We start from the raw sequence: 26,693 nt of genomic DNA, 5'->3' as shown, positions 1-26,693 counted from the left end.
AGTACAAAACGCCCGATGCGGTGCATCGGGCGTTTGTGCAGCAATAAATACTGTCAACCTATTTTAGGACTGGACACAGAACGCCATGTGTTGCCATGGCGCCCTCCCTCCCCTTATTTGCCCAGCGCCGCCTTCACGGCGTCAAGCAGCGTCGTCGTCGGACGGCCTGTCAGCGCGCTCAATTGCTTGCCATGGTCTTCCAGGCCGCCCTTGGCGGCGCCCGCATCGGAATCGGCCAGCAACTCGGCAAACCCTTCCGGCACGCCCACGCCCACCAGCGCCGCCTTGAAGTCCGCCTGCGGCAAATCCTTGTAGACGATCGCCTTGCCCGACTGGCGCGCCACTTCGGCCGCATACTCGGCCAGGGTAAAGCCGTGGTCGCCGGCCAGTTCATAGATCGCTTGCGGCCTGTCCGCGACCAGCACGGCAGCGGCGGCCGCCGCGTAGTCAGCGCGCGCGGCGGACGAGAAGCGGCCGTTTTGCGCCGCGCCCAGCACGACGCCATGCTCGAGCACGGGCGCCAGGTGCTCCGTATGGTTTTCCAGATACCAGCCGTTGCGCAGGAACGTGTACGGCAGGCCCGACGCGCGGATGGCCGCTTCCGTGATCACGTGCTCGGCGGCCAGGCCCAGCGGCGACGTATCGGCGCGCAAGACACTGGTATAGGCCAGCAGGGAAACGCCGGCGCGCCTGGCCGCATCGATGACGTTCTGGTGCTGCTGCGCGCGCTGGCCCACTTCGCTCGACGAGATCAGCAGGATTTTCGTTGCGCCCTTGAAGGCCGCATCGAGGCTGGCGCCGTCGTTGTAATCGGCCTGGCGCACTTGCACGCCCTGGGCGGCCAGACCGGCGGCCTTGGCCGGGTTGCGCACGGCGGCAATGATGTTGGCTGCGGGGACGGATGCGAGCAGGCTGGCGATGACGTGCTGGCCCAGATTGCCTGTGGCGCCGGTAATGACGATCATGATTTCTCCTTGGAGGGTGGCTGGTAAAACCCTATAATAGGACTATTACTTACTTATTGTAAGTACGTACCTTTTGGTAAGTATGGATTACCCTCACATTGAAGACCAACTATCATGCCCACAGACACTCCCGGCGCCAGCCTGCGCGCCGCCCTCGCCCGCCAGAACCAGGGGGCGCACCTGCTGGCGGCCACCTGCCCGTCGCGCGCCGTGCTCAGCCACCTGACCAGCCGCTGGGCCGTGCTGGTGCTGGTACTGCTGCTGAGCGGCACGCGGCGCTTTAGCGAACTGCGCCGCGAAGTGGGCGGCGTCAGCGAAAAAATGCTGGCGCAAACCCTGGAAGCGCTGGCGGGCGACGGCTTCGTACTGCGACAGGCGTATCTGGTGATCCCGCCCAAGGTGGAATACAGCCTCACGCCGCTGGGGCGCGAGGCGGCCGAACGCCTGGCCGTGCTGGTCGACTGGATCGAAGACAATTACCCGCGCATCGAACAGGCGCGCGCGGCCCTGGATGCGGCACCGCCAGCGCAAAATGCGGCTTGAGCAGATTGCTTTTGATCATCAAGAATTATCGTTTACTCCTACTTGCCTTGATGTAATACTAGGCCCATGAACCGCGTAAGGGCGCGACACCATGAATCAGTTGATTTCTTCCATCACCGACCGGGCCAATGTACTGCTGGTCAGCAATTCGCCGAACGAAGTGCGCGAACTGCTGTATGTGCTGGACCGGCATAACCTGGGCACGGGGCTGGCGGGCGATATCGACGAAGGCGTGGAACTGGCGGCCGGCGGCACGGACTTGATCCTGCTCGACGCGGCTCTGGCGGGCTCGAATATCGGCGCCACCTGCATGCGTCTGCGCAATGCGGGCGGACGCCACAGCGTGCCCCTGCTGCTGATGTCGGCCACGCCCAGCGCCGAAGAGCAGGGCCGCAGCGTAGGCGCCGGCGCTTCCGACTACATCAAGATGCCCTTCAATGCGCGCGACGTGGCGGAAAAAATCCTCATGGAACTGGCCTTGCACAAGGCCGAAGCTTCCGCGCCGCATGCCGCCACGCCGCCGCGCCCCGTGCATCCGCAAACGCTGGAAGTCAATTACCACTCGATATTGGCCGGTTCACCCGACGCCGTGCTGCTGTTCGATATCGACAACGAGCTGCTGATCGACGCCAACCACTTGGCCGAAGAACTGTTCGGCATGCCGCTGGCCGAGTTGCTGCAAGGCGGCATGGAGCCGCTGTTCCCCAAACATCAGAGCGATGGCCGCGCCTCGCCGCAGCTGCTGGAAGAAAAGATCCGCGATACCCTGCAAGGCAAGATCGTCGTCTTCCGCGCCAGCTGCTGCCACCGGGACAGCCACCCGATCGCCTGCGAAATCCGCCTTATGCGCCTGTCCGTGCCGGGCCGCCAGCTCGTGCATGCGCGCATCATCGACTTGACCGAACGCAACCTCGCCGAAGCGATGCGCTCGGGCCAGAGCGCCCTGCTGGAAATGGTCGCCAAGGGCGCGCCCCTGATCCCCACGCTGAACCAGCTGCTGCTCTTGATCGAAGGCCAGTCGCGCGGCGTGCTGTGCTCCATCATGCTGCTCGACGACGACGGCACCCACATGCACAGCGCGGCCGGCCCCAGCCTGCCGGCCGAGTACATGGCCCTGCTAGAAGGCGTGGCCATCGGCCCCGGCGTGGGCTCCTGCGGCACCGCCATGTTCCTGCGCGAACAGGTGGTGGTCAGCGACATCATGCGCGATCCGCTGTGGGTGCCCTACCGCGAGCTGGCCGCGCCGTTCGGCTTGCGCGCGTGCTGGTCGCAACCCATTTTCGGCCAGGATGGCGCCGTGCTCGGTTCCTTCGCCATGTACTACCGCGAAGTACGCCAGCCCGATGCGCGCGACCTGGAACTGATCGACACGGCCACCGACCTGGCCGGCATCGCGATTGGCCGCATGCGCCATGAACGCGAGCTGCAACGCCACCGCACCCACCTGGAAGAGCTGGTGGCCGAACGCACGGCGGCCCTGACGCAGGCCAAGGAACATTCGGAGCAGACGAACCGCGAGTTGGCCGCCGCGCTGGAAAACCTGTCCATCACGCAGGAAGAACTGGTGCGCCGCGACAAGTTGGCCGCGCTCGGTGCGCTCGTCGCCGGCATCGCGCATGAACTCAATACGCCGATCGGCAACGGTCTGGTGGTGGCCACCACCATGGCCGAACGCACGCGCGAAATCCAGGCCAGCTTTCTCGATGGCCTGCGCCGCTCCGAACTGGGCGCCTACCTGACCCAGGCCAGCGAGGCGGACGCCATCATGCTGCGCAACCTGCAGCGCGCGGCCGACCTCGTTTCGAGCTTCAAGCAGATCGCCGTCGACCGCGCCAGTTCGCAACGCCGCCACTTCCTGCTGCGCCAGTTCGTAGCCGAGCTGATGCTGCCCCTGTGCACGCAGCTCAAGGCCGCCGGCCTGAGCCTGACGCAGGACGTGCCGGAGGGCCTGGCGATGGACAGCTATCCCGGTCCGCTGGGCCAGGTGCTGAGCAACCTGCTGGAAAACTGCCTGCGCCACGCCTTCGAGGGCCGCAGCGGCGGCACCATAAACGTCAGGGCGCGCGGCAGCGACGACGGGAAGACGATCACCATGTCCATCGCCGACACGGGCGTGGGCATCGCCGCCGACGACCTCGTGCACGTCTACGACCCTTTCTTCACGACCAAGCTCGGTTCCGGTGGTTCGGGCCTGGGCTTGCATGTGGCGCACAACATCGTCACGGGCGTGCTGGGCGGGCATATCGACGCCACCAGCAGCATCGGCGACGCCAGCGGCACCACCTTCACCCTGCAGCTGCCCGCCGTGGCGCCGCAATCGCCCGCCCCCTGAACGGCAGGCACGCTACAATGCCGGCAGGCTTTGCTTTTGGAGTACTTATGAAATACCTGATCGCCACGGCCCTGCTGGCCGCCTGCGCGTACGCCTCTGCCGGACCGGCGCCCTGGTACAAATGGCGCAGCAAGATCGACGGCACCCTGTCATGCGCCCAGTCCACCCTCGGATTTGGCTGGGAACTGGCCTCGGGACCGTACAAAGATAGCCGTTGCGAAAAACCGGCGCTTGTTAAATAATGGGGCCATGACCACACGGGGCACCGGCTTGAGATCAAGCGATGGCAATGCGGCGTCGAAAGAGTATGGAACGATAAGAACGTATCTATTCAAACCGAGGAGACCACATGTTTACGAATCCCGAACAATTCGCATCGGCCACCAAGGCCCTGTTTGAATTCCAGCTGATGACCTTCAACACCCTCACTTCCAAGGCCGTGCAAGGCGTGGAACAGGTGCTGGCGCTGAACATGGCCACTGCCAAGTCCGGCATCGAGGATGGCCTTGCCGCCGGCAAGGAAATCAGCCAGGCCAAGGATCCGAAGGCCGCCATGGCCGCCGCCGCCGCCCAGCTGCAGCCGGGCGTGGCCGGCGCAAAAGCGTATAAACAGCAACTCGACGACATCATCAAGGAAATCCACACGGAATTCACCACGGCCGCCGAAGCCCATGTGGCCGAAGCGAAAAGCAATCTGAGCGCCCTGATCTACGACGTCACGAAAAACGTGCCGCCAGGCTCGGAAAACGCCGTCGCCATCGTCAAGGCCGCCATCGACAACGCCTTCCTCGGCTACGAGCAAGTGACCAAGGCCACGAAACAGGCCGTGAAGACCGTGGAAGAGCAGATCGCCAAGGCCAGCGCGCAAGTGGCGCAGGCCACGGAAAAAGCCACGGCCGGCGCCCAGGCTGCGGCTGAAAAAGCAGCGCCGGCGGCCAAACCGAAGGCTGCCAAAAAGTAAGCCGTAGGTCGGATTAGCGCGGCAAGGCCGCGCGTAATCCGACGCACTGCTGGCGCTCATGGTGATGTCGGATTACGCGCTTGCGCGCTAATCCGACCTACCCGACCTACAAGAATTCACCGGCAGGGTCCGGTATTCGCCCCCTCCCACACCCCAGAAATAGCCTGAGCCTAGCTGCAGAAATCCTGGCGAGCCTTCGCCTCGACGGTTCCGGCCAGCTGGCGGCGCCAGGCCGCCATGCGCCATGCGGCCCAGGCGGCGGACAAGGCGCCCGCGACGAGGATCAGGCGCGTGTCGATCAGGGTCAGCACGGAGCCGCTGAGGGCCACGACGATGTTGGCGATGCAAAAGGTGGTGGCCAGCAAGCCCATCACGGCGCCCTGTCCGTGCGCACTGAAGCGCTCGGCGCACCAGCCCTGTATCACCGTGTTGTACAGCGCATTCGGAATGCCGAACAGCACGATGGCGGCGATGCCCACCCAGATATTGCCCATCGCCAAAATCCCCACGGCCAGCGCCACGCCGCAGGCATACCAGCAGGCGCGCAGCAGCGGCGCATGGCGGCTGGGACCGCCCGCCAGCAAGGACGTGACCGTCATCGTGCCGCACAGGCCCACATTCACCCAGGCAATCTCCTGCGCATGATAATGGGCCGTCTCGACCAGCCACAGCGGATAGAACTCATAAAAACTGGCCACGCCGCAGGTGAACGCCAGTTGCACGATGAACAGGGTGCGCAGCTCCTCATGGCGCAGCAAATTGAGCGAATGGCGGTCGCGCGCCACTTGCCACCACGACGTCGTCAATAGCGAGGGCGTTTCGCGCGGCAAGCCGACGGCCACCAGCACGGCGACGAGCATCAGCGCGGCGGCGGCGATCCAGAACGGCACCGTCACGCCCCAATGCAAGGTGGCGCCCGCCAGGATCGGGCCCACCAGCCAGCCCAGGTAAAACGCGCCGTTCAGCCACGACATGGCGCGCAGGCGCAGCGGTCCCGTCAGCTGGTCCGCCAGCATGGCGCGCGCCACGGCGCCATTACCCTCCAGCAAACCCGTGATGAAACGGGCAACGATGAACAGCGGATAGGACTGGATCACCAGTGCCCAGGCCGTGATCGCGTGGCCGATGGCGGCGCCCACGGCCGTGCGCATCAGCAAGGGGCGGCGGCCGTAGCGGTCCGACAGGGGCCCCAGCAGGGCCGAGCCGATCAGCAAACCCAGCGGGTTGATGGTCAGCGCCAGGCCGAACAGCAATTTGGACGGCAAGCCGAGGAAATTGTTGAAGGCATTCGGCGCCTCGGCCGCGAACAGGGGCGGCAGGATCGGGTATGGCAAGGAGGCGCCGATGGTCGACAGCAGCGCCAGCAAACAGGCGGCGGAAATCAAGATGATGTTTTTCATGCGGGCTCAGCGAATTTTAGTCTGGCAAGCATACGTTGACCATGCCACACAAGCAAACTTAAATATCTATTAATCATGCTCATCCTTGCCGCCATGAAGCGTGCCAGGCATCGCCTCGGCTATCATGCCGCCATGACCCACGTTGAACAGGACAAACATGACGCTGTCAGAAATTGAAAGCAAACACGGCTTTATCTATCCTGCGCTGTACCGGCAGCTCGAGAGCGACGGCATGCTCGCCGTGGGCGAATACGGGCCCGACTGGTACAAGCTGGTCTATCCCACCTTGACGGAGCGCCCTACCCTGCTGTTGCATGCCGATGATTTCGAATTGCTCAACATCAAGGCCGTGGCCGAAGAGGCGGACACCTTGCGCGACGCGGACGATTACCGGCAGATCGATCCCGCCTTCCGCTTCATCCCGTTCGCGCAAACGGGCGCGGGCGACCACTACTGCTTTTTCGCCTCCGGTCAGCACGACGGCGACATGCCCGTCGTGCTGCTGTGGCATGACCAGAATGAAGCGCAGTACCTGGCGAAAAACCTGCAGGATTTCGTGTTCCACATGTTGTTGAACAGCATGGCGGATCAGGATACCTATAACGAGGTCAGCGACGAGGCATTCAGGGAACAGCTGGCCAACACCCTGGGCACGCATGCGCGCTACCTGACGGCGCGGCAAGCCGACGTGCTGCAAACCTTGCTGGCCAGGGACATCCTCGATTACGAGGTGGCGTTGCCGAAAGGACGCAAGCAGGCGCACCGGGGCTTGCTGACCGACATCGAACTGGCCAGCCTGCGCGCCGAACTGATTCCCTACGAAAAATTTGATACCTGTTTTGCCTACAGCGCGGCTGGCTGAGCATAAAATCGCTGGGCAAGCGGCCGCTGAAGGTTTAAACTGTATATAAACACAGTAAAAACCATCACCTTGCCCCAATTGCCCCCATGTTGAGAGTCCTGGAAAATCCCCTGTACTATCTGGATAATTTCCAGGACGTGCTGAGCTGGATCAGCGCGCGTTACGCCGATCTGCTGAGTGCGGAAGAAACGTGCTTCATCGCCGACTTCCGCGCACTGCCGCAGCCGTCGCGCGCCCTGTTCGTGCGCCTTGTCATGCGCAAAGGCTGCCTGTTTCGCGCCAGCAAGCTCAATTATCCGGAAATCGGCGACACGCGCGCGGCCGCCCTGCCCTTGCTGGCCCTGGCATGGGTGGAAGCCGATCCCGTCATTGCACTCGACGAGCTGTTCGACTTGCTGCTGAAAGCGGAAATCGCCCAGGCTTTCGATCTCGCCCCGTCCCTGAAGGCGGCGCGCAAGGCCGAGCAGCTGGAGGTCTTGCGCGAACAGCATGGGGAAAACAGACCGTTTTCCGCATGGCATCCGGCCTGCAGCGACGTGCTGTACCGCATCGGCTTGCAGCCCCTGTGCGACCGTCTGCGCCTGATTTACTTTGGCAACTATCATCAGGACTGGTCGGAATTCGTGCTGTCCGACCTGGGCGTGTACCAGTATGAAAGAGTGGAATTTTCGCCCGAGTCGCGCGGTTTTCGCACGCGCCAGGATATCGAGCACTATGAAGTACTGCACCAGTGTCGGGAACGCTACAACGACAGCGCGCCGGCGGACGAGGTGCTGCAGGAACTGGCGGCGCTGCCATTGCCAGAAGACAATACCTGGCTGGCCAGCCGGCGCGACAAGCTGCGTTTCCAGATCGCCCAGCACCTGGAGAAATGCCAGGACTGGCCGGCCGCCTACCGCGCCTATGCCGATTGCCGTTATCCGGGCGCCCGGGGCCGCGCCATCCGCGTGCTGGAAAAAGACGAGCAGCCGCAAGCGGCCTATGAACGCCTGATGATTGCCCTGGCGGCGCCGGAAAGCGAGGCGGAACAACAATTGCTGCTGCGCATGGCCCCCCGCTTGCGGCGCAAGCTGGGCCATGCGAAGCAGGCGGCCAGCGCCCCCGCCAGCGTCGAGCGCATCGACCTGCTGCTGCCGTATCCAAGCGAGGCGTACTACGTGGAAGGCGTGGTGCGGCAGCACCTGATGCAGGACGAGGCCCCCGTGTACTACGTGGAAAATACCCTGATCAACTCGCTGTTCGGCCTGCTGTGCTGGCCCGCCATCTTCAAGGCCATGCCGGGCGCTTTCTTCCACCCGTTTCACCGTGGCCCGGCCGACTTGCACAGCGCCGATTTTTACCAGCGCCGCAGCACGGACTTCGCCGCCTGCCTGGCGCAACTGGACGACGGCAGCTACCACGCCGCCATCCGCGCCACCTTTGCCGCGAAGCACGGCGTCGTCTCGCCCTTCGTCAGCTGGGAGGCGCTGGACGACGGCTTGCTGGACCTGGCGCTGGCCTGCATGCCCGCCGCTCACCTGAAGAAGGCGTTCGAGCGCATCTTGCTCGATATCAAAAGCAACCGCAGCGGCTTGCCTGATCTGATCCAGTTCTGGCCGGCGGAACGGCGCTACCGCATGATCGAAGTCAAGGGTCCGGGCGACCGCCTGCAAGACAACCAGCTGCGCTGGATCGCGTATTGCGCCCAGCACGCCATGCCCGTCAGCGTGTGCTATCTGCAATGGCAGGCGGCGGCATGAGCGCCAGGAGGTACACGATCGCCGTGCGCGCCCTGTGCGAATTCACGGCCAAGGTGGGCGACCTGGACCTGCGTTTCACTCCCTCGCCCACGGCGCAGGAAGGCATGGCCGGCCACGCCACCGTCACGGGCCGGCGCGACGACGATTACCAGCGCGAAATCAGCCTGTGCGGCGACTTCGGCCCCCTGCACGTGCGGGGCCGCGCCGATGGCTACGACCCGGCGCGGCGGCAGCTGGAAGAAATCAAGACCTACCGGGGCGAACTGGACACGATGCCCGCCAACCACCGCCAGCTGCACTGGGCGCAGGCGCGCATCTACGGCCACTTGCTGTGCCAGCAGCTGAACCTGCCCATGCTGCGCGTGGCGCTCGTGTATTTCGACATCGCCAGCCAGAAGGAAACCGTCATGCACGAGGAATGCACGGCCGAGGCGCTGCGCCTGTTCTTCGAGCAGCATTGCGCGCTGTTCCTCGACTGGGCCGAGCAGGAAATGGCGCACCGCGCCAGCCGCGACGCGCAGCTCACGGCCATGGCCTTTCCCCACGCGGACTTCCGCCCGGGACAGCGCCAGCTGGCCGAAGCCATGTACAAGGCCAGCAGCCGCGGCTGCGGCTTGCTGGCGCAGGCGCCGACCGGCATCGGCAAGACGGTGGGCAGCCTGTTTCCCATGTTGAAAGCGACGGCCGCACATGGCCTCGACAAACTGTTTTTCCTGGCTGCCAAGGTGCCGGGCCGCCAGATGGCGCTCGACGCCTGCGCCATCCTCAAGGAGAGCGCGCCGCTGCTGCCCTTGCGCGTGCTGGAACTGAGCGCCAAGAGCAGTGCCTGCGAACATCCCGACAAGGCTTGTCACGGCGAATCGTGTCCGCTGGCCAAGGGTTTTTACGACCGCCTGCCGCTGGCGCGCGAGGTGGCGCTGGCCAGCGGTTTGATCCTCGACAAGGAAGCCGTGCGCGCCGTCGCCTTGCAGCAGGGTATTTGCCCGTATTACCTGGGCATGGAATTGGCACGCTGGAGCGACGTCGTCATCGGCGACTACAATTATTATTTCGACCTCAGCGCCATGCTGTACGGCATGACATTGGCCCACGACTGGAAAGTCAATGTGCTGGTCGACGAAGCGCACAATATGGTGTCGCGCGCGCGCAGCATGTATTCGGCCGAACTGGCGCAGATCGACCTGAAAATGCTGCGCAAGTTCGCGCCCGAAGGGCTGAAAAAGCCGCTGGACCGCCTCTCGCGCCAGTGGACGGCCCTGCTCAAGGAGCAGGATGGCGATTACCACGTGCATGCGGCCTTGCCCGACAAATTCTTTGGCGCCCTGCAAGGCGTGGCCACGGCCATCGGCGACTACATGGCCGAGCATGCTACCGCGCTCGATGAAGACTTGCAGCGCTTCTATTTCGACGTGCTGCTGATCAACCGCCTGGCGGAAAGCTTTGGCGCGCATTCGCTGTTCGACGTCAGCAAAACGGACACGGGTTCCACCGTCTGCATCCGCAACATCGTGCCGGCCCCCTTTTTGAAAGAGCGCTTCGCGGCCAGCCACAGCACGGCCCTGTTTTCCGCCACCCTGAGCCCGTGGAATTACTACAGCGATACCTTGGGCATGCCGGCCGACACGGCCTGGGTCGACGTGGAATCGCCATTCCAGGCGGAACAACTGTCCGTGCGCGTGGCCGATACCATTTCCACGCGCTACCAGCACCGCGCCGCTTCGCTGCTGCCCATTGCCCAATTGATGGCAAAGCAATACGCGGAAACGCCGGGCAACTACCTGGCCTTCTTCAGCAGCTTCGATTACATGGAAAAGACGGCCACCCTGTTCGCCCAGCATTACCCCGACGTGCCCATCTGGCAGCAGCCGCGCCGCATGGATGACGGTGCACGCGCGCAATTTCTGGGCCGCTTCGGCCTGGAAACACGCGGCATCGGCTTTGCCGTGCTCGGCGGCGCCTTCGGCGAAGGCATCGACCTGCCCGGTGCCCGGCTGATCGGCGCCTTCATCGCCACCCTGGGTTTGCCGCAGATCAATCCCGTCAACGAGCAGATCCGCCAGCGCATGGGCGAAATCTTCGGCGCCGGCTACGACTACACGTATCTGTATCCAGGCATGCAGAAGGTGGTGCAGGCGGCAGGCAGGGTCATCCGCACCCAGTCGGACAAGGGCGTCGTGTACCTGATCGACGACCGTTTTTCACGCCCGGAAATACGGCAACTCTTGCCCACGTGGTGGGATGTGCAACCGGCTGGCGGATAGCACGCAGCTAATCTCTTCACGTGTTGCCAGCCCGCTTGCGCGGCACACCGGCTTTGCGCTTTCGTGGGGGCGTCGCAGATGCAGCAAGTGCGCTGTCATGGACATCGGCATCAACTTCCTGGCTACGCAGAAAATTCTGCAGTTCGATACGAACACCGTTTTTCGCAACGACCGACAATTCCAATGTCATGCCCAGCGATTGCAGGAAGCGGCGCAAGGTCGAGACATAGGTATCGGTACGCTTTTCCAGCTGGGAAACGGCATGCTGTTGAATCCCCAGTTCCCTGGCAACCTCCGCCTGGGTCTTGCCCACGGCCTTGCGGAAATCCGTCAGCGTGGCGGCATGCGCTATCATTTCCTGCATTTTCTCCTGGGACAGAGCCGCAATTTTTGCCTGACGCTCGGCCGGCAAACTGTGGATCACGTCATTCAGATTTCTTCCCATGGCTAGCTCCTGTTCCTGAAATCATCTCCTGCCTTTGCCCTGCCTTGCTGTCGCCGTGGTCAGGTTTTTGAGGTGTTGCTCGTAGCGCGCATTTGCCTTGAACAACAAATCCCTGTAAAACCTGTCCTCGTCGACACCCTGCTTGGCTGCCGCAACCAGAATGACCGCCTCTCGCCGTGTATCGAAAGCAAAGACCGCGCGCCACACCTCTGCCCCGTTATTGGCCTTGAAACGCAGCTCTTTCATATTCGGGTGTTTAGGATGCTTCAACGTCCCGACATGAGGACGCCCGGCAGCCGGACCCAGCTTCGACAGTGCATCGGCACTCGCCAGCAATTCATCCTGGACATCTATCGGCAGAGCATCGAATTCCGCATCGAAGTCATCGTGAAACGTGACCGGCCAAGTCTTCGGCGCACTCAATTATCACCTCCTGATGATATCATGCGAAGATGATTATGCATCTGCATCGCAGAAAATGCTAGCCCACCAGTAATCTGAGTTTCTGATACCCCGCCTTGCTGACCGGTATCCTCGTATCGTCGCGCAAGATGGCCACGTGGCTGTCTTTCGTCGCCGCCTCAATGCGGCGGATGCCGTCGATATTGAGCAGGTACGAGCGGTGCACGCGCAGGAACTTGGCGGGATCGAGCTGGGTTTCCAGTTCCGCCAAGGTCTGGCTTTTCAGGTAGGACTTGCCCTCGGAACGGATGCTGATGTAATCGTCCTGCGCCTCGATATAGTCGATCCGGGCGCTGGCGATCACGTGGACCTTGGCGCCGTCGCGTATCAGCACGCGGTCCAGGGGCGCGGCGCGCGCGGCCGCCTCGCGCGCCAGCGTTTGCACAGTTTCGGGCAAACTGCGGTTGGCGCGCGCATGGGCCAGCGCCTGCTCGAAGCGCTGTTCGCTGAACGGTTTGAGCAGATAATCGAGCGCATGGCATTCGAACGCTTTCAAGGCGTACTGGTCGTAGGCCGTGACAAAGATCAACTTTGTCTTCGCGCCGATCAGCTCGGCCACTTCAAAACCGTCCAGGCGCGGCATCTGGATATCGAGAAACACCAGTTCCGGTTCCAGTTCGGCGATGGCCTTGACGGCGTCGAAGCCATTGGCGCACTCGGCGACGATGTCGATATCGTCATGGCGCGCCAGGTATTCGCGCAACACGCTGCGCGCCAGTAATTCATCATCGACGATGGCCACCCGCATTCTTGCCTGCATCATGCTTCCTCCGTGCCGCCGGTCTGCGCCGGCATCGATAGCGTCACTTCAAACGTCGCGCCGTGCCGCGCCCAGTGCACGCCGGCCTCGTGGCCATACGCGCCGGCCAGGCGCTGGCGTACATTTTCCAGGCCCACGCCATTGCCGCGGGCTGGCCCTTGATCCGCATCAACAGGATTGCGCACGGCGATCTGCAACAGACTGCCCGCGCGCCGGACTTCGATGGCGATCAGGCCGCCCTCCGTCAAGCCGCAGATACCGTGCTTGACGGCATTTTCCACCAGCGGCTGTATCAGCATGGGCGGCAGCAAACACGCCAGCGCGGCAGTGTCGATGCTTTCCGCCACTTGCAGGCGTTCGCCGAAGCGCACTTGCTCGATGGCGAGAAAGTGGCGGATCAGCACCAGTTCCTCTTGCACGGTGATGTGCTTGTGCGCTTCCAGACTCAGGCTCTGGCGAAAGAAGCTGGCCAGCTGCACCGTCATCTGGCGCGCGCCCGCCGCATCGATAGACGTCAGGGCGCTGATGGAGTTCAGGCTGTTGAACAGGAAATGCGGATCGATTTGCGTGCGCAGCATGCGCAGTTGCGCTTCCTGCGCCATCAGCTGCGCTTCCAGGCCCTGCTGCTCGGCCATCCTGGCGCGCACGAATTCGAGCAGCAGATAATGCACGGCGGCGGCCAGGCAATACAGCAGCACGCCCAGGCCGAAGAACAGGGCCAGCAGCGATTGCGTCAGGTCCACGCCCAGCCAGTACTGCTCCAGCAACAGGCTGACGCTGTTCAGAAATTGCAGCAGGGTCGCCCACAGCAAGCCCGCGAACAGGGCCGCCACGCCCATCACGCCGGCAATGGCGAGCGGATGGCGGGCGTGCAAGGGATAGGCGCGGCACAGGTAAAACGCGGAAAACCCCGATCCGATCGCATACACGAGCGTGGCGGGCACCACCAGCAGGACGGCATTGAGCCAAGGCGCGTGCGCCACCCTGGCCAGGAGGGAGGCCAGGGCCAGGCCCAGCGCGATGCAGACCAGGAACACCACCACGGCGCCGCGCCGCTTCGACAAGGGTCCGGACATGCGCGCCTAGTTGCGGATTTCCAGGCCGCCCATGATGGCGTAACCCGTCACGTACAGGCGCTTGTTCTGGTTTGGCGGCACGATGGTCTTTTCTTCGAAGCCGCCAAGGATGGGCGTGCCTTGCAGCACGACGCTCCAGTCGGGCGGAATCTTGATGGTGACGCCGCCGCACAGGGCAAACACGTTGAGCACGGCTTCGCCGTCGATCGATGCCTGGCGCAAGTCGATTTCGCAGCCGGCCATGATGACGTTGATATCGCCGCCCCTGAAGCGCTGCGACGACACGCGCCGCACGTAGCCGCCGAGGATGGCCGTCACTTCGATGATGCTGTCGTCGTCGGCCTGGCCGCTGGCGCTAGGCGCTGCAGCGGCATCGGCGGGTTCCTTGTCGAGCGACACGGCGCCATTCCTGGGCTGGACGAAGGCATCAGGCGCAGCGCTGCCATCGGGCGGCGCGGCAAAATGCCGGCGGCGCTGCCGCTGCTGTGCGCCAGGCAAGGATTTCGACACCACGGCCACGCCGGCGGCGATGATGAGCAGCGGCCACAGCATGCTCCAGTTGATATAAAACAAGCCCATGGCTTTCAGGGTCCAGCTCAAGCCCAGCAAGACCATCACGCCGCCGAGTATGTAGCCGGAGCGGTTATGGCTTTGCGATATTTTCAGCAAGCCGAAAATGATCAGGATGGTGGGCCAGAAGCGGAAGGTGTAGCGCACATTGATGAAGCCCAGGTTATCGAGCAGGAACAGCAGCCCCAGGACGATGACGATGACGCCCAGCACGATCTGCGATGGCGAGTGCAGCGGCGGTCTATTTTTCATGCTCGGACTCCCGATAGGCAATAAAATGTTTGTTCAACAGCGGCTCCAGCACGAGGCCCACGCCCCAGGCGATCAGCAAGGCTGGCCAGCTATTGTAGAAATTCAAGTTCCACAGTTCTTCATACGACACATACCACCAGGCGGCGAAGAAGATCAGCCACAAGCCGCTCAATACCTGCTTGGCGGACACGGGCGCGACCAGCTTGTTAAGGCCGAAGACGACCAGTATCAGCGGCCAATAATGCCATAGTGCATAGTAATCATGGAGATGGATCACATCGAGCCGGTCCAGCAGGATCACGGCGCCGATGGCGATCAGCAGCACGCCCCACAACAGCTGGGTACGGCGGTAGTACGCTGGTTCAGGTTTCACGGTCGCCCCTTGAAGTGAATTGATCGTAAAGATACGCGGATTTCAGCCGCGCGAAAACAGCGCTTCGGCGAATGGCGGACGGGCAGCGGTGAATGGCGCGGCGGCGGGAATAACGGGCAAAAAACAGGCAAAAAAAAGACCGGCTAGGCCGGCCTTGAAGGGGTTCGCAGTTCACACCGCGACCTGGAGTTGCAGTGCATGGCCGCCTGGCGCAAGCGCGCCGGCAGCGGAAATCTGGTGCCGATCCTTGAGGCGACCGGCTGACCTGCTGGAAGATCGAACATGCCGCCAACTTCACGGCAGTGCGTCTCAACCAAGCAAAGGCATCATACTCCCGATCGGGCAAAAGCACCGTTCGCTAGCGCACACAGATGCGGATTTGCTGAGCTGCATCAAGCAGCCGTGGCGTGCGGCGAACGCAGCATGTCGTTCCCGATCCATTCCAGCACGGACGGCCCCTGCGGCTGCCAGCCCAGCAGCTTGCGCGACCGTTCCCCGCGCACGCGGCTGTTGGAACCAAGGCCGTACGACGCCATCTCATAGCCCCATTCGGCAATGGCTTCCGGCAGCGGCCAGTCCTGCGCGGGACCCAGGTCCAGTGCCTGGGCGATGGCGGCCGTCATGTCGCGGAAGGCCGCTTCGCCCGACTCGACAAAGTAAAAGGTGCCGGCGGGCGACTTTTCCAGCGCCAGCAGATACAGGCTGACGACGTCGTCGATGTGCACGTTGGACCAGATATTGCGGCCCGGCCCCACGTGGCGCACGATGCCGCTCTTGCGCGCCTGTTTCAATAAGCGCGGCAATTGCACGCTGTCGCGCGGCAAGGCGCCGTGGCCGTAGATCAAGGTGTTGCACAACACGCTGGCGCGCACGCCCTTGTTTGCGCTGGCCAGCACCAGCTCATCGATGGCGACCCGAGCCGCCTTGTCGGCCGTGGGCGCCGGCAGCTTGTCTTCGTAATAAATCTGTTCCGTGCCCTCGCCGCCCGACGCGTCGCCCACGATGGACGAGCCGCTGGTATGGAGGAAAGGCTTGTTGCTGACGGCCAGCGCTTCAATGATCGCTTCCACGGCGCCCCGGTGGTCGCTGCTGGCCGCATTGATGACGGCGTCCGCCGCCTTCGCTTGCTCGATGATCAGCTCGCGGTCGTTCAAGGTACCGACGATACCCTGCACGCCGATAGTGGCCAGCTCGGCCACCTGCTCCGGCTTGCGCACGAGGCCCGTGACCTGATGGCCGGCGCGCACGAGGCCCGCCGCGATGGAACTGCCGATGAAACCTGCCGCACCTGTCAAGAATACTCGCATCATTACTCCTTTGTTGGTTCAGATTGCAATCAATCACAGCAACAAAGTATGCCCGCTTTCGTCTTTCGCAAAAAGCGGCCGCGCGGCAAAAGATTTATGCCTTGGACGCAACAGTCTTGTTTTTCAGCTGCAGGGCGGCGATGTAGCGGCTCCGGTAGGCGGGGTCTTCCGGCGTCAGCAAGCTGAGCCTGTCGCGTGCGCGCGTGGCGGCCACATAAAAACGGTTCTCTTCTTCCAGCGGATCAGTCTTGCTGCGCGGGAATTCGTCGACGGCCAGGTAAGGCAGGATCACGTGGTTGTATTCGAGGCCCTTGATCTGGTCGATGCAGGCGATGACCAGCTTGGCCTTGCCAGTCGAGACCGTCACGGCGTCTTCCATCTCGCCCAGCCAGCCGGCGAAGCCGCCCAGCGCCACGCCCGCTTCGCGGCACACGGCGATAAAGCCATGCAGGGAACGGGCGACGACCCGCGCCTGGGCAGGGTCGACATAGATGCGGCGCGCCGTCTGTTCCAGCTGCATCAGGCCAAAGATGTGCTGCAGCGCGTCGCCGGCCAGGGCGTCGGGGGGCAGCGCGCGCAGGTAGTCGACGGCGGCCAGGGTCAGCGCCGCCTTGTCCTGGTTCTGCGACTTGGCCAGCTGGTTCGTCAAGAAACCTTCCAGCAAGTCGGGATAATTGGCCACGTCGGCCTTGGCTTGCTGCAATTCCGCGCGTGTAAACGGGATTTCCGCGAAGGCCACCAGGGCTTCGAGGATTTCGCCGCGGCGCGGGCCGCTCTTGATCGCGTGCAAATCCTTGCGGGCGATGGCGACCATGCCACGCAGCATCAGCACTTCCAGGCTCAGCAGATAACTGTTCATGTCCACCAGGCCATACGCGATGCCGCTCTGGAACAGGGCCGTTTCCACGCGGATGGCCTGGTCGCGGTCGCGCAGCAAGATGGCCGTCGTGCCCGCATGTACGTGTTCGAGCGCGGCGATCAGCTGGGCGCTGCACGCCTGCGGCTGCGCATGGTCATACTCGAGCAGTTCAATGTGGGTGGCGCGCGACAGAGCCGACACGCTGGGCTTGTTTTTCAGCACGCCCACGGCCTGCGCCAGTTGCGGGCCGTAGCGGTAGGACGCCGTCAGCGGCAGGCGTTGCAAGGCGGGAAATTCCTGCTCGAAGCGCTGACGCAGGAAGCGGTGGTCAGCGCCCGACCACGTGTAGATCACTTGATCCTTGTCGCCGGCGCCGCAGAAAAACGCGTTGCCGCGGCGTATCAGCATGGTCAGCAGGCGGAACGATGCCTCGTTCAGGTCGTGCAATTCATCGGCCACGATGATCTGGAACGCGGGCAATTGCTGGCGCAACGGTTCGTCGCCGTCGAGCATGCGCACGAGGTCGTAGGTGGCGTCGAAGGGCGCGCGGAACTGGATATCGCCCGTGTCGGCGCCGCGCAAGCCTTCATATTCGCGCAGCCACAGATAATGCGTGCGCGACATGCCCAGCATTTCCAGGTTGTCATCGAGGGAATTGCTCTCGAAGTCGGGATTCTGGAAATCCAGGCGCGCCTTGGTGCGCAATTGCAGTTTCAGGAATTCGGCGATGGCGCCATTCGTCGTGTTGATTTCCAGCGGATAGCGGTGAGCGTATTTCTCGGAGACCACTTCCAGCGCTTCCCAGGCCACGGGGCGCAGCTCTTCATCGCTGCGCATGGAGGCCACTTGCATGTTTTCCAGCTGCAACAGCACCTTGGCGGCAAAGGCGTCGAAGGTGTCGACCGTCAGGCGCTTGACGACACCGAGCGGCACGCCCACTTCCAGCAGGCGCTGGCGCAGGGCCACGCGCGCCGCTTCCGTGAAGACGAGGGCCAGCATGCGTTCGGGCGCGCGGCCCCGGTGCAGGGCTTCGGCCAGGCGCAGGGCCAGGGTCGTCGTCTTGGCCGCGCCGGCATTGGCGTCGATCAAGACCACTTTCTTTTGCGCCGTCTGGATGGCGACCTGCTCCGGCGTGGGCGTGATGCGTTTGGGAATGAACTGCGGGGCGTTATCTGTACTCAAGGGTATCCTGAAATGATGTCTGTTCTCGGCGCGCTACCAGGCGCAGGTGCGCAAGCCGGCAAAGATGTCGCCCCGTTCGGGCGCATGGAAGGCGCGCATGCGGGCCGAATGCAGGCGCGGCGGCGTGGCGAAGGAGGCGCCGCGCAGTACCTGGTGCTGCATGAAATACGGCGCCGAATATTCGCGCCAGGCATCCACCGCAAAGCCCGGATACGGCTCGAACGGCGTCGCCGTCCACTCCCACACCTGGCCCCAGTGAAAGCGCGGGTGGCCGGACAGCGCAGCATACTCCCATTCCGCCTCGGTCGCCAGGCGGCGCCCCGCCCAGGCGCAATAGGCCTGCGCTTCATACAGGTTGATGTGGCGCACGGCTTCGTTCGGCGGCAAGGTCGTGCGCTGCCCGAAACGCATGGTGCGCCACTGCGTCGCTTCGCGCAGCCAGTACAGCGGCGACGAGCGCTCCTGCCGCATCAGCCAGGCGCTGCCGGCCGCGCTCCAGAACTGGCGGTTCTGGTAGCCGCCATCGGCGACGAAGTCGGCAAACTGGGCATTGGATACGGCGCAGGCATCGATGGAAAACGGCGCCACGTAGCAGCTGTGGGGCGGCGATTCATTGTCGAAGGCAAACCCGGCATCGCGCGGCGAGCCCAGTGCAATGGTACCGCCAGGAAAAGCGATCTGGCCCGCTCCGGGCGGCAAGGCCGGGCTGGCCGCAAGGGATTCCGGTGCTTCCAGGCCCAGCCATTGCAGACCGGCCAGCATTTCCTCGCCACACAAGTCTTCATGGGCCAGGGCCAGCCGGTACGGCGCCAGGGCGCTGTCGACATTGGCTTCGCGCGACAGTTTATCGAGGACCCTGTCGAGTACTTCGTGGCAATACGTTTTGACGGCGCCAGGACTGGGCAGTTCCAGCGTCCAGCGCGCGCGCTGCTGCACCATGTTGGCGTCGAACAAGTCGTCGCCGCGTGTCAGCAGGGAGTTATAAATGGCATCGGCCGGATGGCTGGACGCCGCTTCGCGCAGGATGAACCACTCGGCAAACCAGGCGATCTGCGCCAGTTGCCATAAAGGCGGATTGAGGCGCGGATGACGGGGCAGGCCCGCCACCACGTCCAGGCCGGCAGTGACGTAACAGTCAAACAGGGAAAGGGTGTCCTGGCGCGCGGCCAGCAGCGACTGGACCAGTTGCTGCGCGCCGGCTTGGCGAAAAGAGGCGTTGATTAAAGTCATAGCCAGATTGTAACGACTTATGCCAACTTTGCACTAGTCGCACGGGAAACAGGCAGGGGATGCTCCCCTCCCCGGCCTACTTGACCAGCAACTCGCTCTGCAGCGGCGTGACGACGGATTTGGGCATGCTGACGATAAAACTGCTGCCCTTGTCGGCCACGGACTGGATGGCCAGGGTACCGCCGTGGCGCAGCAGCACGTGCTTGACGATGGCCAGGCCCAGGCCCGTGCCCTGCGTTTCGCGCGAGCGGCTCTTGTCGACGCGGTAGAAACGTTCCGTCAGGCGCGAAATATGTTCCTGGCTGATGCCGATGCCCGTGTCTTGCGCGATGAATTGCGGTCCGGCCGGGCCATCCTGCCAGCGCAGGGTGATGGTGCCGCCGGCCGGCGTGTAGCGCACGGCGTTCGAGGCCAGGTTGCCGAAGGCGCTGTACAGTTCATCGTAGCTGCCCAGCACGTCGGGGCCGTCGCATTCCATGGTCACTTCATGCTTGCCGGCCGACAAGCCCTTGGCGTCGCGCAAGACTTGCTGCATGAGCTTTTTGATGTCCACGGGCTCGGGGCGCAGCGGATAGTCGACCGATTCCAGGCGCGACAGGGTCAGCATGTCCTCGATCAGATGCTGCATGCGGTGGCCCTGCTCCGTCATCAGCTTGAGGTGGGCGGCGCGCGTGGCGGCATCCAGGTCCAGCTCGGCGGAAGCGATTTCCAGGAAGCCCACGATGACCGTCAGCGGCGTGCGCAATTCGTGCGAAGCGTTGGCGATGAAGTCGCGGCGCATCATTTCGATGCGTTCCGTCTCCGTCACGTCGTGCGTGACGAGGATCTGGCGGCGGTTCTCGAACGGGATGATTTGCACGATCAGCTTGCGGTTGCGGAAGGTAATCGTCAGCGGCTGGTCGTAGCGGCCCAGGATGATGTAATCCATGAACTCGGGGCTGCGGATCAAATTCGTCACGCGCATGCCCTTGTCGCGCTCGTGCGTGAGGCCCAGGTGTTTCTCGGCGGCAGGATTGCACCATTCGAGGAACAGCACGTCATCCATGATGACTACGCCGTCGGGCAACAGATGCATGGCCTGGCGGAAACGCGCCAGCCATTCCGTCAGCTCGGCCTGGTTTTTCTCGTCATCGCGGCGCATGCGGTACAGGCGCGCGAAGATGCTGGTCCAGGCGCCCCAGCCGTCGGGCAGCTTGGCGCTTTGCGGATTGTCCAGCCAGTTACTCAGCTGGAACAAATACGACAGCTGCACGAAGACCATCATGGCCATCAGCACGAAGGCGATGCCCAGCGCATACGTGGCGCCGAACAGATACCATACGACGGCCACGCCCAGCAGCGCCAGCACCATGCGCAGGGCGGCCGGTACCCAGAACAGCAATTTCGGATTCATAGAGTGAGGCTTTACTTTTCAGACAACATGTAGCCGACGCTGCGCACGGTCTTGATCAGGCTTTCCGCCTCTTTCAAGGCTTTGCGCAAGCGCAATACGTGGACGTCGACCGTGCGTTCCTCGATCACCACATGGTCGCCCCACACCTTGTCGAGCAGCTGGCTGCGCGAAAACACGCGCTCCGGATGGGCCAGCAGGAATTTCAGCAGCTTGTATTCGGCATGGCCGATATCGATCTTCTGTTCATCCATCATGACGGTGCAGCTGACGGGGTCCAGGGCCACGTTGCCGGCGCGCATGGGCGCCTGCGCGTGTTCCGGACTCTTGCGTCGCAACAGGGCCTTGGCGCGGGCCAGCAGCTCGCGCGGCGAGAACGGCTTGGTGACGTAATCGTCGGCCCCGCTGTTCAGTCCGGCCAGCTTGTCTTCTTCCATGCTCTTGGCGGTGAGCATGATGACGGGGATGGCGGCGAAATTGCGGTCGGCGCGGATGCGCGACAGCAGGCGCAAACCCGTCTGGTCCGGCAGCATCCAGTCCAGCAGGATCAGATGCGGCGTGCGGTGCTGGATGAATTCCCAGGCATCGGCGACGTTTTGTACGGAACAGCAATTCCAGCCGGATTCGCGCAGCGAATAGGTCACCAGTTCAACGATGGCCGGCTCATCTTCAACAATCAATACCGTGGTTTTATCAGATGCCATAAAGCTTACTCAGGGAGCTCCTCGGAAATGGCGGGAGCAGCCACCTTGGTGTGGCGGATGTCCCTGCCTTCAACCACGTAAATCACGTATTCGGCGATGTTTTTCGCATGGTCGCCGATCCGTTCGATGGCTTTGGCCACCCACAGGGTATCGAGCGCCGCCGAAATCGTGCGCGGGTCTTCCATCATAAAGGTAATCAGGTTGCGCATGATAGACCGAAACTCATGGTCGATGATGGCGTCTTGTGCAATTAATTGTAATGCCTGCTTGCCATCGTTGCGCGCGAAGGCGTCCAGCGCGTCGTGCAGCATGTCGGTGGCCGTGTTGGCGATGCCGCGCACCATCTCGTAATGGTTGACGACGGCGTTGCCCCGCTTGTGCAAGTTCTTCGCCACGCGGGCGATTTTGGTCGCCTCGTCGCCTACGCGCTCGAGGTCGGTAATCACCTTGATGGTGGCCATGATGGTGCGCAAGTCGTTGGCGGCCGGCTGGCGGCGCACGATCAGATGGCTGCAGGCATCGTCCAGCGACACTTCCAGCTGGTTGACGACGTCGTCTTCGCGCATCACGCGGTCGGCGCGTTCCGGGTTGCCGATGCGAAAGCATGTCATCGCGTCGAGGAACTGGGTTTCAACGATGCCGCCCATCAGGAGCACTTTCGAGCGGATCGCTTCGAGTTCGTTGTCGTATTGCTTGGATGAATGTTCGCCTATCATGCTGTCTCTCCGTATTCAGTAGTCTTGTATATCGTTATTCTGGGCGGATCAGCCGAAGCGGCCCGTGATGTAATCCTGCGTTTCCTTGCGGGCCGGATTCATGAAAATCTGGTCCGTTTCGCCGAATTCCACCAGCTCGCCCAGATACATATACGCCGTGTAGTCGGAGCAGCGCGCCGCCTGCTGCATATTGTGCGTCACGATGGCGATCGTGTAATCCTGTTTCAGTTCGCTGATCAGCTCTTCCACCTTCGAGGTCGAGATCGGGTCCAGCGCCGAGGTCGGCTCGTCGAGCAGCAAGACGTCCGGTTTCACGGCCACGCCGCGCGCAATGCACAGGCGCTGCTGCTGGCCGCCCGACAGCGACAGGCCGCTTTTCGTCAGCTTGTCCTTGACTTCGCCCCACAGCGCGGCTTTTTTCAGAGCCCACTCGACGCGCTCGTCCATTTCGCCCTTCGACAGGTCTTCATACAGGCGCACGCCGAAGGCGATGTTGTCGTAGACGGACATGGGGAACGGCGTGGGCTTCTGGAATACCATGCCGACCTTGGCGCGCAGCATGTTGACGTCCTGGTCGGCGTCGAGCACATTGCGGCCGCGGTACAGGATGGAGCCTTCCGCGCGCTGGCCCGGATACAGGTCGTACATGCGGTTCAGGGTGCGCAGCAGGGTCGACTTGCCGCAACCGGACGGGCCGATGAAGGCCGTGACCTTCTTCTCATGAATGTCCAGGTTGACGTTATGCAAGCTTTGCGTTTTGCCGTAAAAAAAGTTCAGGCCAGAAATCTCGATGGTTTTTTTCTTTGGTGCCAAGTCTTGGGCTGGATTCATTTGCGTATTCATATGGGTTCGCTTCGCTCGGTATCTGTTTAATGTGGGACTTTTTGGCTGAACACGGTGCGCGACAGGATATTCAGGGCCAGCACGCTGAAGGTGATCAGCAGTGCGCCGCCCCAGGCCAGCGAGCGCCAGTTGTCGTACGGGCTCATTGCAAACGATGCGATGACGGACGGCAAGTTGGCCATCGGCGCATTCATGTTAAAGCTTTGGAACTGGTTATTCAGGGCCGTGAACAGCAGCGGCGCCGTTTCGCCGGCGATGCGGGCCAAGGCCAGCAGTACGCCGGTGATCACGCCAGCTTTTACAGCGCGCAAGCGCACCAGGGTGGCGACCTTCCAGCGCGGCGCACCCAGGGCAAATGCGGCTTCCAGCAGGCTGTTCGGCACCAGGCGCAGCATATTGTCCGTCGTGCGCACCACCACGGGCACGGCGATCAGGGACAGGGCGATGGCACCGGCGTAACCGGAGAAGTGTTTCACGTGCGCCACGTACAGCGCATACACGAACAGGCCGATGACGATCGATGGCGCCGACAGCATGATGTCGGTGACGAAACGCGTCACTTGCGCCAGCTTGTTTTCTTCGCCGTATTCCGCCAGGTAAATGCCGGCCAGGATGCCGATCGGGGTGCTGACGACGGTGGCCAGGCCCACCATCAGGGCGCTGCCGACGATGGCATTGATCAAGCCGCCGCCTTCGCTGCCGGGAGCCGGCGTCGTTTGCGTGAACAGATCGACGGACAGCGCGCCGAAACCCTTGATCACCAGCGTGAACAAAATCCACACGAGCACGGCCAGGCCCAGGGCCATGGCGGCCACCGACAGGGCGATGCCGACGCGGTGCATCAGCAAACGCTTGCGGTAGACGGGGTTGATCGCCGGCTTGGCCGGAACGTCGAGGGTGCTAACTTGGCTGAGCTGGCTCATTTCGTGCCTTCCTTGCGGGACATGCCAGCCAGCATCAGCTTGGCGGCGGATAAGACGATAAAGGTGATGACAAACAGGATCAGGGCCAGCGAGAACAGCGACGATACGTGCAGCGCCGATTGCGCTTCGCCGAATTCGTTCGCCAGCAGCGAGGTGATGCTGTTACCGGCGGCAAACAGCGACCACGACAGTTTATTCGCGTTGCCGATGACGAAGGTCACGGCCATGGTCTCGCCCAGCGCGCGGCCAAGGCCCAGCATGACGCCGCCGACGACGCCGGTCTTGGTGTATGGCAAGACGATCTTGCGCACCACTTCCCAGCGCGTGCAGCCCAGGCCGTAGGCGGATTCCTTCAGCACGGCAGGGACGATTTCAAACACGTCGCGCATCACGGAAGCGATGAAGGGGATGATCATGATGGCCAGCACCAGGCCGGCCGTCAACAGGCCGATGCCCATCATGGGGCCGCTGAACAGCTGGCCGATGACGGGCACGTTGCCCAGCGTGGCTTTCAGCAGGGGCTGGACGTGGTCGGCGAACAGGGGCGCGAAGACGAACAGGCCCCAGATGCCGTAGATGATCGATGGCACGCCGGCCAGCAGCTCGACAGCCGTGCCCAGCGGGCGGCGCAGCCAGGCCGGGCAGATTTCCGTGAGGAACAGGGCGATGCCGAAGCTGACGGGAAAGGCGATCAGCAAGGCGATGACGGACGTCACCAGGGTGCCGATGATGGGGATCAAGGCGCCGTACTGATCATTGACGGGGTCCCATTCCGCGGACACGATGAAATGCAGGCCGAAGGTCTTGAAGGCCGGTATCGATTCCATGATCAGCGAAATGATGATGCCGACCAGGACGATCAGCACCGACAGGGCGAACAGCATCGTCACCTTGTGGAACATGAAATCCTGGAAGCGCTGCTTGCGCATGGTGGAAAGCATTTGCGCGTGACTGATGGAATCGGTCATGGTGCCGCCTGGCAGGGGGATCGTGGAGGAGGTAGATTGTGCGCTCATATTGTGCCAGATGTGGGTGGTACTGCCGGTGCTGCTGTTTTAATACGCCTGTCAAAACCTACTGCGCGTCGGGATTTACGGCCTGCGATGCTCACTGTACCTTCGTACAGTTGCGCTTCTCGACCGCAACTCCCTTCCGCTCGCTACGGTTTTGTCAGGCGTCGTTGCTTTTATTCTTTCAGCTACTTTTATTCTTTTAGCCAGGACCGTCTGCAAGGGCTTGCGGGCGGTCCTGGCTAACTCCCTGCCCCGCCATACTGCCGGCGGGGCAAGGATGAATGACTCAGGCTATGCGATTAGTAGATCGACTTGCCCGATGCATCTTTCAAATTGGCTTTCCACGATTCCTGCACCAGTTTCACGACCGATGCCGGCATCGGCACGTAGTCCAGTTCGACGGCAGCAGGGCCGCCGTTCTTGTAGGCCCAGTCGAAGAATTTCAGGACTTCTTTTGCCTTGGCTGGGTCAGCCTGGACTTTGTGCATCAGGATGAACGACACGCCCGTGATCGGCCAGCTGTTCTTGCCAGCCTGGTCGGTCAGGACCACGCCGAAGCCTGGGGTTTGCGTCCAGGGTGCCGAAGCGGCGGCTGCCTTGAAGTTTTCGTCGTCAGGCTGCAGGAAGTTGCCGTCCTTGTTTTGCAGCTGGGTGTGCGACATCTTGTTTTTCTTGGCGTAAGCCCACTCGACGTAGCCGATCGAACCCTTGATGCGCTGCACGTTGGCGGCGACGCCTTCGTTACCCTTGCCACCCACGCCCACGGCCCATTTCACAGCCGAGCCAGCGCCGATTTTCGATTTGAATTCCGGATTGGTTTTCGACAGGAAGTCGGTGAACAGGAACGAGGTGCCCGAACCGTCGGCGCGGTGCACCACGGTAATTTCCGTGTCCGGCAGCTTGACGCCACTGTTCAGTGCGGCGATTTCAGGCGCGCTCCACTTGGTGATCTTGCCCAGGTAGATGTCGCCAACGACTTTACCCGTCATTTTCAGCTGGCCTGGGGCCACGCCGTCCAGGTTGACGATGGTGACCACGCCGCCCATGATGGCCGGGAACTGCATCAGGCCCGCTTCTTCCAGCTCTTCCGCCTTCAAAGGCATGTCCGAAGCGCCGAATTCGACAGTCTTGGCCTTGATTTGCTTGATGCCGGCGCCGGAACCGACGGACTGGTAGTTCAGGCCGTTGCCCGTGTTGGCTTTGTACGTTTCAGCCCATTTGGCGTAGATCGGGTACGGGAAGGTTGCACCAGCACCTGTCATATCTGCCGCCATGACGGAAGCGGAAGAAAATGCCATCGCTGCCGAAGCACCCACGACGATAAATTTGAACATTTGCTTCATTTGCATATCAAGTCCTCAGGGTTGTTAGGGCTCAAAGTCCCGGTTGAATGCTGCGCAGTCTAGCAAGCGAATATGACAGGTTTATGACATGGGCAAAAAATCCTGAAATAATTGGCTACGCCCGGGGAACCGCCCTTTTCGGCGCGAAAAATGACAGGGCGGGCGACGCTTTATGACAGCTT

Annotated in this window: 25 protein-coding genes; 7 read left to right on the top strand and 18 right to left on the bottom strand. The window is 62.5% G+C overall.

Annotated features, from left to right (window positions below):
• Nucleotides 1-113: 113 nt before the first annotated feature.
• The gene (locus tag AC1Q6X_RS26560) at nt 114-965 is read right to left on the bottom strand and encodes an SDR family oxidoreductase (protein ID WP_492498904.1); all 852 of its coding nucleotides are present in this window, start codon (nt 963-965) and stop codon (nt 114-116) included.
• Between the two features lie 114 nt (nt 966-1,079).
• Between AC1Q6X_RS26560 and AC1Q6X_RS26555 the strand changes: the two genes are divergently transcribed.
• From AC1Q6X_RS26555 to phaP, 4 genes are all read left to right on the top strand, one after another.
• A complete protein-coding gene (locus AC1Q6X_RS26555) occupies nt 1,080-1,508 on the top strand; it encodes a winged helix-turn-helix transcriptional regulator (protein ID WP_070290787.1) in 429 nt (142 codons plus the stop codon).
• Between the two features lie 91 nt (nt 1,509-1,599).
• The gene (locus tag AC1Q6X_RS26550; RefSeq protein WP_492498903.1) at nt 1,600-3,840 is read left to right on the top strand and encodes an ATP-binding protein; all 2,241 of its coding nucleotides are present in this window, start codon (nt 1,600-1,602) and stop codon (nt 3,838-3,840) included.
• A gap of 47 nt (nt 3,841-3,887) precedes the next feature.
• A complete protein-coding gene (locus AC1Q6X_RS26545; RefSeq protein ID WP_070310501.1) occupies nt 3,888-4,082 on the top strand; it encodes a hypothetical protein in 195 nt (64 codons plus the stop codon).
• 107 nt (nt 4,083-4,189) lie between these two features.
• Complete coding sequence (phaP, locus tag AC1Q6X_RS26540; RefSeq protein WP_070218072.1) at nt 4,190-4,801, top strand: TIGR01841 family phasin; 612 nt, start codon at nt 4,190-4,192, stop codon at nt 4,799-4,801.
• Nucleotides 4,802-4,971: 170 nt separating this feature from the next.
• Here phaP and AC1Q6X_RS26535 read toward each other — a convergent pair whose 3' ends face one another.
• Nucleotides 4,972-6,201, bottom strand: coding sequence for an MFS transporter (locus AC1Q6X_RS26535; RefSeq protein ID WP_230506223.1), 1,230 nt, complete (start codon nt 6,199-6,201; stop codon nt 4,972-4,974).
• Nucleotides 6,202-6,358: 157 nt separating this feature from the next.
• Between AC1Q6X_RS26535 and AC1Q6X_RS26530 the strand changes: the two genes are divergently transcribed.
• From AC1Q6X_RS26530 to AC1Q6X_RS26520, 3 genes are all read left to right on the top strand, one after another.
• Entirely contained in the window at nt 6,359-7,063 is a 705-nt protein-coding gene (locus tag AC1Q6X_RS26530; protein WP_070290783.1) for an SMI1/KNR4 family protein, read from the top strand.
• 86 nt (nt 7,064-7,149) lie between these two features.
• Nucleotides 7,150-8,802 (top strand): VRR-NUC domain-containing protein, encoded by a 1,653-nt coding sequence (locus tag AC1Q6X_RS26525; protein ID WP_492498902.1) that lies wholly within the window; start codon nt 7,150-7,152, stop codon nt 8,800-8,802.
• The gene (locus AC1Q6X_RS26520; RefSeq protein WP_492498901.1) at nt 8,799-11,063 is read left to right on the top strand and encodes an ATP-dependent DNA helicase; all 2,265 of its coding nucleotides are present in this window, start codon (nt 8,799-8,801) and stop codon (nt 11,061-11,063) included. The genes AC1Q6X_RS26525 and AC1Q6X_RS26520 overlap by 4 nt, the downstream gene beginning before the upstream one ends.
• A gap of 16 nt (nt 11,064-11,079) precedes the next feature.
• Here the strand turns inward: AC1Q6X_RS26520 and AC1Q6X_RS26515 are convergent, their stop codons facing one another.
• From AC1Q6X_RS26515 to pstS, 16 genes are all read right to left on the bottom strand, one after another.
• Nucleotides 11,080-11,508 carry an XRE family transcriptional regulator gene (locus AC1Q6X_RS26515; protein WP_492498900.1) on the bottom strand — a complete coding sequence of 143 codons (429 nt, stop codon included), beginning with the start codon at nt 11,506-11,508 and terminating at the stop codon, nt 11,080-11,082.
• 21 nt (nt 11,509-11,529) lie between these two features.
• Nucleotides 11,530-11,931, bottom strand: a complete 402-nt coding sequence (locus tag AC1Q6X_RS26510) for a type II toxin-antitoxin system RelE/ParE family toxin (protein ID WP_492498899.1) — start codon at nt 11,929-11,931, stop codon at nt 11,530-11,532.
• 58 nt (nt 11,932-11,989) lie between these two features.
• On the bottom strand, nt 11,990-12,718 hold the full coding sequence (locus AC1Q6X_RS26505) for a LytR/AlgR family response regulator transcription factor (RefSeq protein ID WP_492498906.1): 729 nt from the start codon (nt 12,716-12,718) through the stop codon (nt 11,990-11,992).
• Between the two features lie 11 nt (nt 12,719-12,729).
• A complete protein-coding gene (locus AC1Q6X_RS26500) occupies nt 12,730-13,806 on the bottom strand; it encodes a sensor histidine kinase (RefSeq protein ID WP_492498898.1) in 1,077 nt (358 codons plus the stop codon).
• A gap of 6 nt (nt 13,807-13,812) precedes the next feature.
• Nucleotides 13,813-14,628 carry a LiaI-LiaF-like domain-containing protein gene (locus AC1Q6X_RS26495; RefSeq protein WP_492498897.1) on the bottom strand — a complete coding sequence of 272 codons (816 nt, stop codon included), beginning with the start codon at nt 14,626-14,628 and terminating at the stop codon, nt 13,813-13,815.
• Complete coding sequence (locus AC1Q6X_RS26490) at nt 14,618-15,001, bottom strand: LiaF transmembrane domain-containing protein (RefSeq protein ID WP_070218057.1); 384 nt, start codon at nt 14,999-15,001, stop codon at nt 14,618-14,620. Before AC1Q6X_RS26490 ends, AC1Q6X_RS26495 begins: the two co-directional genes overlap by 11 nt.
• 392 nt (nt 15,002-15,393) lie before the next feature.
• The gene (locus tag AC1Q6X_RS26485) at nt 15,394-16,308 is read right to left on the bottom strand and encodes an NAD-dependent epimerase/dehydratase family protein (protein ID WP_492498905.1); all 915 of its coding nucleotides are present in this window, start codon (nt 16,306-16,308) and stop codon (nt 15,394-15,396) included.
• A gap of 94 nt (nt 16,309-16,402) precedes the next feature.
• Entirely contained in the window at nt 16,403-18,349 is a 1,947-nt protein-coding gene (locus AC1Q6X_RS26480; protein WP_492498896.1) for a UvrD-helicase domain-containing protein, read from the bottom strand.
• Between the two features lie 33 nt (nt 18,350-18,382).
• On the bottom strand, nt 18,383-19,579 hold the full coding sequence (senA, locus tag AC1Q6X_RS26475; RefSeq protein ID WP_492498895.1) for a selenoneine synthase SenA: 1,197 nt from the start codon (nt 19,577-19,579) through the stop codon (nt 18,383-18,385).
• A 76-nt stretch (nt 19,580-19,655) separates the two neighbouring features.
• Nucleotides 19,656-20,972 carry a phosphate regulon sensor histidine kinase PhoR gene (gene phoR, locus AC1Q6X_RS26470; RefSeq protein ID WP_070290773.1) on the bottom strand — a complete coding sequence of 439 codons (1,317 nt, stop codon included), beginning with the start codon at nt 20,970-20,972 and terminating at the stop codon, nt 19,656-19,658.
• 11 nt (nt 20,973-20,983) lie between these two features.
• Nucleotides 20,984-21,673 (bottom strand): response regulator, encoded by a 690-nt coding sequence (locus tag AC1Q6X_RS26465; RefSeq protein WP_034755074.1) that lies wholly within the window; start codon nt 21,671-21,673, stop codon nt 20,984-20,986.
• Nucleotides 21,674-21,678: 5 nt separating this feature from the next.
• Complete coding sequence (phoU, locus tag AC1Q6X_RS26460; RefSeq protein ID WP_492498894.1) at nt 21,679-22,389, bottom strand: phosphate signaling complex protein PhoU; 711 nt, start codon at nt 22,387-22,389, stop codon at nt 21,679-21,681.
• A 48-nt stretch (nt 22,390-22,437) separates the two neighbouring features.
• On the bottom strand, nt 22,438-23,220 hold the full coding sequence (gene pstB / locus AC1Q6X_RS26455; RefSeq protein WP_373631409.1) for a phosphate ABC transporter ATP-binding protein PstB: 783 nt from the start codon (nt 23,218-23,220) through the stop codon (nt 22,438-22,440).
• Between the two features lie 38 nt (nt 23,221-23,258).
• A complete protein-coding gene (gene pstA / locus AC1Q6X_RS26450; protein WP_492498893.1) occupies nt 23,259-24,155 on the bottom strand; it encodes a phosphate ABC transporter permease PstA in 897 nt (298 codons plus the stop codon).
• Nucleotides 24,152-25,123, bottom strand: coding sequence for a phosphate ABC transporter permease subunit PstC (pstC, locus tag AC1Q6X_RS26445; RefSeq protein ID WP_227742171.1), 972 nt, complete (start codon nt 25,121-25,123; stop codon nt 24,152-24,154). The genes pstA and pstC overlap by 4 nt, the downstream gene beginning before the upstream one ends.
• Nucleotides 25,124-25,467: 344 nt before the next feature.
• Nucleotides 25,468-26,517: a phosphate ABC transporter substrate-binding protein PstS gene (gene pstS, locus AC1Q6X_RS26440; RefSeq protein WP_070310489.1), complete on the bottom strand. Its 1,050-nt coding sequence runs from the start codon at nt 26,515-26,517 to the stop codon at nt 25,468-25,470.
• Nucleotides 26,518-26,693 lie beyond the last annotated feature (176 nt).

This window comes from Janthinobacterium sp. GW823-FHT06H09 (assembly GCF_058794735.1).
Note: the sequence above shows the minus strand (reverse complement) of the source record. Positions and strands in the feature narration are given on the sequence as shown.